7 protein-coding genes and 1 pseudogene are annotated in these 7452 nt (G+C 44.8%); all 8 read right to left on the bottom strand.

The window, feature by feature from the left end; translation table 11 throughout:
* Window positions 1–66 precede the first annotated feature (66 nt).
* Window positions 67–612 carry a nucleotidyltransferase gene (locus ACO6UY_RS23555; protein WP_422444584.1) on the bottom strand — a complete coding sequence of 182 codons (546 nt, stop codon included), beginning with the start codon at window positions 610–612 and terminating at the stop codon, window positions 67–69.
* A gap of 20 nt (window positions 613–632) precedes the next feature.
* A complete protein-coding gene (locus ACO6UY_RS23550; protein WP_422444582.1) occupies window positions 633–995 on the bottom strand; it encodes a winged helix-turn-helix domain-containing protein in 363 nt (120 codons plus the stop codon).
* A 204-nt stretch (window positions 996–1199) separates the two neighbouring features.
* Window positions 1200–1464 (bottom strand): annotated as a pseudogene (locus ACO6UY_RS23545) (integrase core domain-containing protein); the annotation flags it as partial.
* Between the two features lie 28 nt (window positions 1465–1492).
* Window positions 1493–1894, bottom strand: a complete 402-nt coding sequence (locus ACO6UY_RS23540; RefSeq protein ID WP_422444580.1) for an SMI1/KNR4 family protein — start codon at window positions 1892–1894, stop codon at window positions 1493–1495.
* On the bottom strand, window positions 1894–2499 hold the full coding sequence (locus ACO6UY_RS23535) for an HNH/ENDO VII family nuclease (protein ID WP_422444578.1): 606 nt from the start codon (window positions 2497–2499) through the stop codon (window positions 1894–1896). The genes ACO6UY_RS23540 and ACO6UY_RS23535 overlap by 1 nt, the downstream gene beginning before the upstream one ends.
* Entirely contained in the window at window positions 2499–5768 is a 3270-nt protein-coding gene (locus ACO6UY_RS23530; RefSeq protein WP_422491495.1) for an ATP-binding protein, read from the bottom strand. The genes ACO6UY_RS23535 and ACO6UY_RS23530 overlap by 1 nt, the downstream gene beginning before the upstream one ends.
* An 8-nt stretch (window positions 5769–5776) precedes the next feature.
* Window positions 5777–6733 (bottom strand): hypothetical protein, encoded by a 957-nt coding sequence (locus ACO6UY_RS23525; RefSeq protein ID WP_422444574.1) that lies wholly within the window; start codon window positions 6731–6733, stop codon window positions 5777–5779.
* A 56-nt stretch (window positions 6734–6789) separates the two neighbouring features.
* Entirely contained in the window at window positions 6790–7101 is a 312-nt protein-coding gene (locus tag ACO6UY_RS23520) for a hypothetical protein (RefSeq protein WP_422491493.1), read from the bottom strand.
* Between the last annotated feature and the right edge of the window lie 351 nt (window positions 7102–7452).

The following is a 7452-nucleotide window of genomic DNA, read 5'->3' as shown; positions in this document are numbered from 1 at the left end:
AACTGGCAACATGTCGACGTTCCTGAATATCTGATCAATCCTTTGACAACAGATTTCAGGAAAATATCAATCGGGGTGGTGAAAGGCAGATGTATTGTTGCACAGCGTGGTTATGAGATGGTAAGCGGAAGCCGATTCGCTCTGCTTGCGAATAAACGCGGAGAATTCAGATGGTGTCCTGTTTTGATTGAGCATCAGGCATATAGACTGGGTGATAGCTTGCCGATCAACTGTGCCATTACAAGCCCATGCCAGTCTATCCCGGATCATATCTACAGGGCTTAAAACCTGCAAAGTCCCTGAGCCCGTTGCTATAGTGACTGGCTTCACCGTTATATCATCAGCAACACCAAGGGGCGGAGAAGGAAATTCGACAAAAAATTGTGTCGTTGTATTGTGGTAATATCTGCCTTTACGGACAAAACCAATAGCATTCATCGCCGCATCCAGTGCTTTTTGAGTGTTCATTGAGACATTAACCATGTCAATATCAAGCGTCTGGTATCGGTTCCCGGTGTATATCTCAACGGCCAGACCACCGACCACAACACACTCTATTCCGGCTTCAGCCAGGTGGCATGCAACCCTGGTTGCGACAGATACAATGCTCAATCCAGTGAAATCTGATTTTTTCAACCGGTTTGCCTCTTTCTTAAGTACTCAGTTGGTTTGGTAGATTTTCTCGGCCGGGATCTATTCATAACCAATTTACTTCTCAGTTGCTCAGGGTACGCTTTCAAGACCGCCTTGAGCAGTTCTTTCAAGGGGGCAATAAAGGCGTAACGAGGGCTGAATTCAAAACACAGCGTCTTGCCTATTCGTTTTGACACCAGAATCCCCGCATCTTCCAGCTTTATTAGCTGCTTCTGTACCTGACTGACAGGCAGATCAAAGAATTCGGCTATTTCCCTTCCATAGCCTCGCTCTCTGACCAGGATAAAAAGCAATACGCTTTCCTGACTTTTCCCCGATAATATTCCGTTTAACATGAACATAGCTGAACTCCTTAGCGATATGCGCCAGTTATTATGACCTCTTTTATAGGTTGTATGACCTTTATAATAGTATATATGACCTATATTGTAGGTCTTTTTGTTAATGGCAGCTCTAGGAGCCTGTGATATTGCCCAGCGATAGCCTTTATGGATCAGGTGTGGATGAAGAGGGCTGGGCAGTTTGATTGATAAGTCTTAATCCCCTTAAAAGCGGGGAAGTTCTGAAACGAAAGCCGCCAAGAAGTCTGATCCCAATGTCTGCAAGGGTGTCCTTCCACAACACATTTTTCTCTGGTGGGTCCGTTCTGTGTTGTAGTATTCCACCCAAGCATCCAAGTCCTTCTGTAATTCAGTCAAATCAGTGTAGACCTTCTTTCTGATAGAACTCGTTCAGAATCGTTTTATGGAAGCGCTCGTAGATCCCATTGGTTTGTGGGTGCCTCGCTTTGGTTTTCGTGTGTTCGGGGTCTCCCCCTGCTTGAACGCTTACGCGAGAACTAACTAAACATCAAGTCCAGCAAAAAGCCTTCTAGGTCATCATTGATGTCTTTTACGCCTAGATCCGGCAAGGCGATACTAACTACTTTTCCTCTATTATTGTCATACATGTAGTAATGGCCATCACCAATTTCCGCCAGAGGGATTAGTGCTTTCGGAAACCCTGAAATACCTCGAAAGTCCTTAAGAGCAGTTACGATATTCAGATAAGAGTCCTCCTTTACACCCAACCCAAAGGTTTCATGGGACTCATAGGAGATCACCCCAAAACTTTGTAAGTACGTCTTATATTCTGGAGAGAGTACCATACCCAACTGCGCTTCTGCCTGCTCAATCTGGGATATTGCTGCCGGCAAAGTATCCGCCTGATTGGTATCTATTTTTGCTGCCAGTTTATTCATTACACAACCCTATTTTCTAGTTCGGCATTTATAGCTTCAGCACGAGCCTTCCAGTGTTCTGCCCGCTCTTTTCCAAACTCTGAACGGTCAATTTCCGACTCTTTCTGCTTATCGTGCAAAACAATGTCGTTACCATTGCTCATATGCTCTGCCTTAGTCAGTTCTGCTAAGGGAGCATCAGATGTTTGACCAATATGGTGTAGCTCATAAGGCCTACCATTACTGTCGATTGGTGCCTTGCCACTTTCCATCCTTTCCAGATTGGTTTTTCCAAAGTCATCTCTTATGTCCAGATCAATATCGCTCCGAACAAGTGCATCCTTTCCATTGACAACCTCACACCTAAGATTCGCGTCACAATAGATATCCGCTTCTTGTTTACTGCCAATAGCTTCAATGACTTTGTCGGAATATCCCCGTTCTTGTAAACCTTCAGCCTGGCTATCAGATATTGCCTCCAGCTCGCTTCTTGAGCTAATCCTATCAGTGATAGGACTATCCAAAGCCTTCATTTCTTCCTTTGAAAGATCCGACTTTTCAAAAGAACTGAAAATGGCAGGCCGCTGCTCTGATAGCACTTCTTTAAATGCTGTTATGTCCATCATCAGGCACTCTCACGGGTAATGTAGTTATTCCAGGCAACGTATAGGTGCTGATAATCTCTGCCTCTACGCGTCATACTTTTCATAAATGACTGTTCAACAGTTAACATCATGTTTGTAGAAACATTTCCTAACTGTTCTTGAACCAAATCAGTAAGAAGTGCGTGCAGCTCCTCTACATCAGCAACAGAATCTATAGCCTCTCGAATTTTCTGTTCACAGCCGAGAATGTCTACGATGGTACAAGCAAGTAACTGAAAATGACTGTCTTCGTGAATTGACAGCCGTTCAGACTTAGCTCCATCTCTAAGAGATTCATTCAGGGCCATTTTCTGATGTGCAGGCAAGCTACTTTTATCAAGACTAGTAACAAGGGCTTCCAACGGGACTTTTGAGGATTCACGGCACCTTGGAGCCAGTAACCACTGTAGTAAATGAGAACGGTATTGCTTTTCATCCCATAAATCAACCTCCTTCTTATAAAGGTAAAAGCCATCCTCAACAGCAAAGTGGTTGATCTTACACAGTACCGCTTCAAGCCAATCATTCTGGTAGATAACACCAACCCCCTTGGGCAAACGAGCCAGCTCATCAAGCTGGTCATCCGTTAGTGCTGCCGACTTTCCAGCAAGAAAACGGTCGGCCTCATCCGGAAGACGCATCAGGATTTTGGTATTGGTATTGCGAATAGCACTGAGATGCACCGCAGATGGTGATTGGTCAGCAATAATAAAACCTTCACCATAGGTTCTCATCTCTGCGATCGCATTAGAAAGCATCTCGACAGACTTTTCTGCCATATTGCTTCCTTCCGCACCTGAGCTGATATTGCTGGCTCTCAGAATATTATGAGCCTCTTCGAGAACGGTTACATGACGCAGAGGCTGGTTCATCAACGCCTGCTCAGCGCGATATTCGCTGAGTTTTATAACCAATAGCCCCATAAGCAGGGACTTGGTCTCCTGGGAACCCACCCGGCTCAAATCTACGATGACATTCCGATCAAATAGCTCTTCAGTACTGATTTCATCAGCAGAGAAAATCTGCCCACTTAACCCATTAACCATGGATCGGATGCGTGTCACCAGTGCACCCGTGTAATTGCTCTTCATCTCTTCCGAATAAGCAGATTGAGCAATAACCTGTTCTAGCTGCACAAGTAAGTCAGCAAACGTCGGAAAAAAGACTTTTGTCGTATTTTGGACTGAACTCGATAAATTCCATCCGCATTGCTCATAGCTTCGCAATACAGCATCTTTCAGAATGGCTGGCATCGCCGCATACATTGGCCAGCAAACGTTGAAGACCTCTATAAGCCGATCAACGTGTTCCAATACGTGGGTTTCTTCGGGAAATGAAAACGGATTAATCTTCAGCAATTCGGTATATTTGCCGTTGGTGCCGAGAACTCGAACATCATCCCTGTTCCCAAAAACATGCTTGTATTCACCTTTCGCCGGTTCAATGACCAGAAAAGGAATACTCTTTTCCTGCAACTGATCAAGAAGCTCATAAGCAGTATTACTTTTTCCTGATCCGGTGGAACCAGTGATAAAAACATGACCGGTCAGACAATCCAGATTCAGATTTACTTTCTGGGAAAGGTCTGTCCATAAATGCCGCACTTTGCCCAACTCGATTGTTCGCTCTTTATCGTTTTGTACTTCAGACGTATTCAGAGACTGAACCTTGCGCCCGAACGCTGCTGTTTCCTGCACAACAACTGTTGAAGTTGAACGGCGGGGAAGACTCAACTGAATTGCCATCTCCTTGCCAGAGACTAATGTTGCTGGTGTCAGGTGAGCAATTCGGGCATTCGCGGCAAAAGTAGGTCTTAGACGAGGATGCATAAGCTGTCCGAGCCACTGGGATACTTCTGCCCCTTTCTTGCCATTCCAGGTTGTTAATGCAAAATCTTCCGTAGACGACTGGGTGCCTCTGGTTAAACCCAGAAAGATACTGGCCAGAGATTCTGTGGTCGCCGGGCTGTCACCAATAAAGTATGCAGTACTTAACCAGCCACCATGACTTTTGGCTTCGTTGATACGTGCCAGATGATGATCAATTTTATCCAGCATCCCCATGATGCCTTTATCCATGGTCTCGTAGCTGATTTGTTTGGATTCTCCACGAGTTTGAGTCAAACCCTGTGTATTGGTACGACTGATTGTATCAGTCTGGGTGGTTGTTCGGCTTTTAGCAGTTGAGTAGTTGGTTGACTGCGTCTGACTTTCACCTGCCGAAGAAGAAGAGGAAGTACCCTCAGTTTTCGTTGTTTGGAATAAACTCGCAGCACCTGTCGCTCCAACTAAACTCATACCTCCAGTCACAGGAGCAAAAACCACTCCAAGCGCCAATGCGCCTAATCCCAAAGCCCTACTCGCTGAATCTGCTTCAGTTGTGCTACTGTTTGTCCCATAGGTCTGACTGCTTGTTTGGGTATTATTTCCACTGGTTCCTTTGGTTTCGGTCAGCCCTAAACTTTCACCAAGGGATTTACTTAAGCCATCACTAATGCTCTGACTTACTGCCTCACTATCCTGAATACCATAAGAAAACTGACGTTTGGCTAACGCTGAAAGCTGAGTAGCAACCTGCTCATAGCCGGTTTTGACAGTATTCAGCTCCTGCATCGACACAGGTTCAGCCAGAATCAAGCCTTCATACACCTTACTTTCTGCGGCATCGATAAATCGTTCCAGCCCCTGCATAAAGTGTTCCTGGTCTGCTGTAGACAAAGAAGGAACACTACTGACTGCCGTCACAGTTGAGCTTTGAACCGCTTCCGTCAGACTATCAAGCAAAGTATCTACATCAGGTCCGTTAAGAGAGCGAAGCAAACTGCCCGGGAAGTGCCCTTTAAACGTTGCTTCCAGAAAGTCGCCAGAGTTTTTACCCAGCATTTTGCCCGGCTCTCCGCGAGTACCTATAAAGAGCAGGGTTTCATTACCATCCGATTTCAGAAAAACAAAAACCGTATAACCCGCTGCACCCAGGGCGGTGTACGCAGCGGTAATACTTTCCAGAACAGACTGCTTGTTCTCCTGAACAAGCCGTTCAATACGAAAAATACGTACATCCGCACCACGATTGATCCGACCAATAGACTGGCTATTAATAGGCAGCACATCATAATGCTTTAACTCTGCCAGATAGCTTTTATTAATCAGGTCATGAGCCGTATTCAGTGTGCTTAGTGCTGTTTTTCTCTGGAACAGCTGCATCCGTTGTTGGGCGGTCTGGTTTTCAGGTGTGTGTGTTAGGTCGTTCATAGGAATACTCAACCAATAATCGTAGCCAGCAGTACAGCAGCCACAACAGCCAATACACCGGCAATAACAAGAATAGGTAAGATACTGTTCTTTCCAGAGTCAACACTCTCAGGCTTCTCTCGCTCTGAGCGATTAGTATTTTGACTACTTTGCTCCGGCCTGTTTGGTCGGGTTTGTGAGCTTTGCTGCACTGGAGTCTGTGAAGTGGAAACCGGGTGCTCTTTAATACTAAATACCCGCTCTCTAACAGCAAGCATATGGCTGAGACGTTTTTCTGAAAAATTGGAAGAGGCATAAACTTCCTGCAGCCCGTAGTAGTCTGCACTCCATTGGGTCATATCCGGGTTGATAGCCTGTGCGTAAGCATTTTCTTCGTATGAAACGAAGAGGTTTGGCTTTTGTTTTAACGCCCAGGCTATTGCTTGCCGAATATATGTATTGCCCAGTGTTTTGTCGTTCATCTCCATGAAAAGAGCCATCCTGATTTTGGATAAATCCCCATCATTAACACTATTGGCAAGAGGTCGGGATGGCTGAAAACCATTCAGGTTTATAGTAGTAAATTCTCCACTCATGGAATGATCCTGTGATGGTGATAATGAATGCTGAGGTTGGGATGCACTGGCTTCTGATAACGTAAACCCGGCAATTCCCTGTTCAATCAAATGACTTTTCACCTTTATAAGGTGCTCAATGCGCTTCTGACAAAAATTTTGTTTTGCCATTTGTGCCTGTTTATCGAAATAACCAGGGCGTAACCACTCTTGCGGATTTTCCGACATAGCTTCTGTCAAGCTATCAACCCGGTATTCCTCCAAGAGTGCTCGTTTGTCTTCCGGGAAAGAAGCAAACTCCTGTCGCAAAAGCTCAGGTGTTTGATTCCGATCCTGAATAAACCCTATAAATAGTGCTTTAAAATCGGCGGCTGTCAGCTCTAAAGCAGATCTTCCAATCTCACTTGCCATGCTCAAAATTCCTGGAAAATACCACCCACATAGACAGTTGATGGCTTTTGTGTAGATCAGAACTGCAAGATTGTTGCCAGTTCCTGCTTTAGTTTACTGATTTCTTTTTGTTCCGCTTTAGCTTGAGCGATCGCTTTTTCCCGCTCATCCTTATTCGCGACTTTGCAGTTTAAGTCATCAAGCAAAGCATCAAACTTAGTCATGAATTCTTCTTCGATAAAATTCAGGTAGTTATCAATCAACTTATCTTTATCATCAATAATGCGCTGAATCGCACCATTCTTAAGATTCATAAACTCTGTTCGAATAACGATGACTCGTTCTTTCCATAGATCCTGAAGATCAACGTATTCTTCCGTACTATACACGGCAACTTCTTTAGAGCTTCCCCATGAGAAAGGGTTATACCACTTGGATGTGCTAACGGTTCTATAGCCAGTAATCACCTCTCTTGAGCGAATCTCATCTCTTTGGAGGTCAATATCAAGAGATATAGAGCTAATGGACTCCTTTAAACTCTTAAATGCGGGTAACTCCAGAGAACGACTATCAGGGAACAGGGAAGCAATGTGTTTGAGGTACTCATCATGAAGCTGAGACTTTATTAGCTCCTGAGAACCCTGAAAAGCCAGCTACTCCCGATGAATACACGTCAGCTGCCACAACCAGAAAACTGACATACTCATAATTTCTGAAAACACAAGAGAACCCTCAACTTT

It is taken from the genome of Endozoicomonas sp. ALE010 (genome assembly GCF_049310165.1).
GTDB lineage: Bacteria > Pseudomonadota > Gammaproteobacteria > Pseudomonadales > Endozoicomonadaceae > Endozoicomonas.
The sequence above is the reverse complement of the archived record's forward strand: the minus strand, read 5'-3'. Positions and strand labels throughout refer to the sequence as shown.

Coding starts and splice junctions, on each gene's coding strand:
- ACO6UY_RS23530 (WP_422491495.1), bottom strand. CDS start 5,768: ATGAACGACCTAACACACACACCTGAAAACCAGACCGCCCAACAACGG.
- ACO6UY_RS23550 (WP_422444582.1), bottom strand. CDS start 995: ATGTTCATGTTAAACGGAATATTATCGGGGAAAAGTCAGGAAAGCGTA.
- ACO6UY_RS23535 (WP_422444578.1), bottom strand. CDS start 2,499: ATGATGGACATAACAGCATTTAAAGAAGTGCTATCAGAGCAGCGGCCT.
- ACO6UY_RS23540 (WP_422444580.1), bottom strand. CDS start 1,894: ATGAATAAACTGGCAGCAAAAATAGATACCAATCAGGCGGATACTTTG.
- ACO6UY_RS23525 (WP_422444574.1), bottom strand. CDS start 6,733: ATGGCAAGTGAGATTGGAAGATCTGCTTTAGAGCTGACAGCCGCCGAT.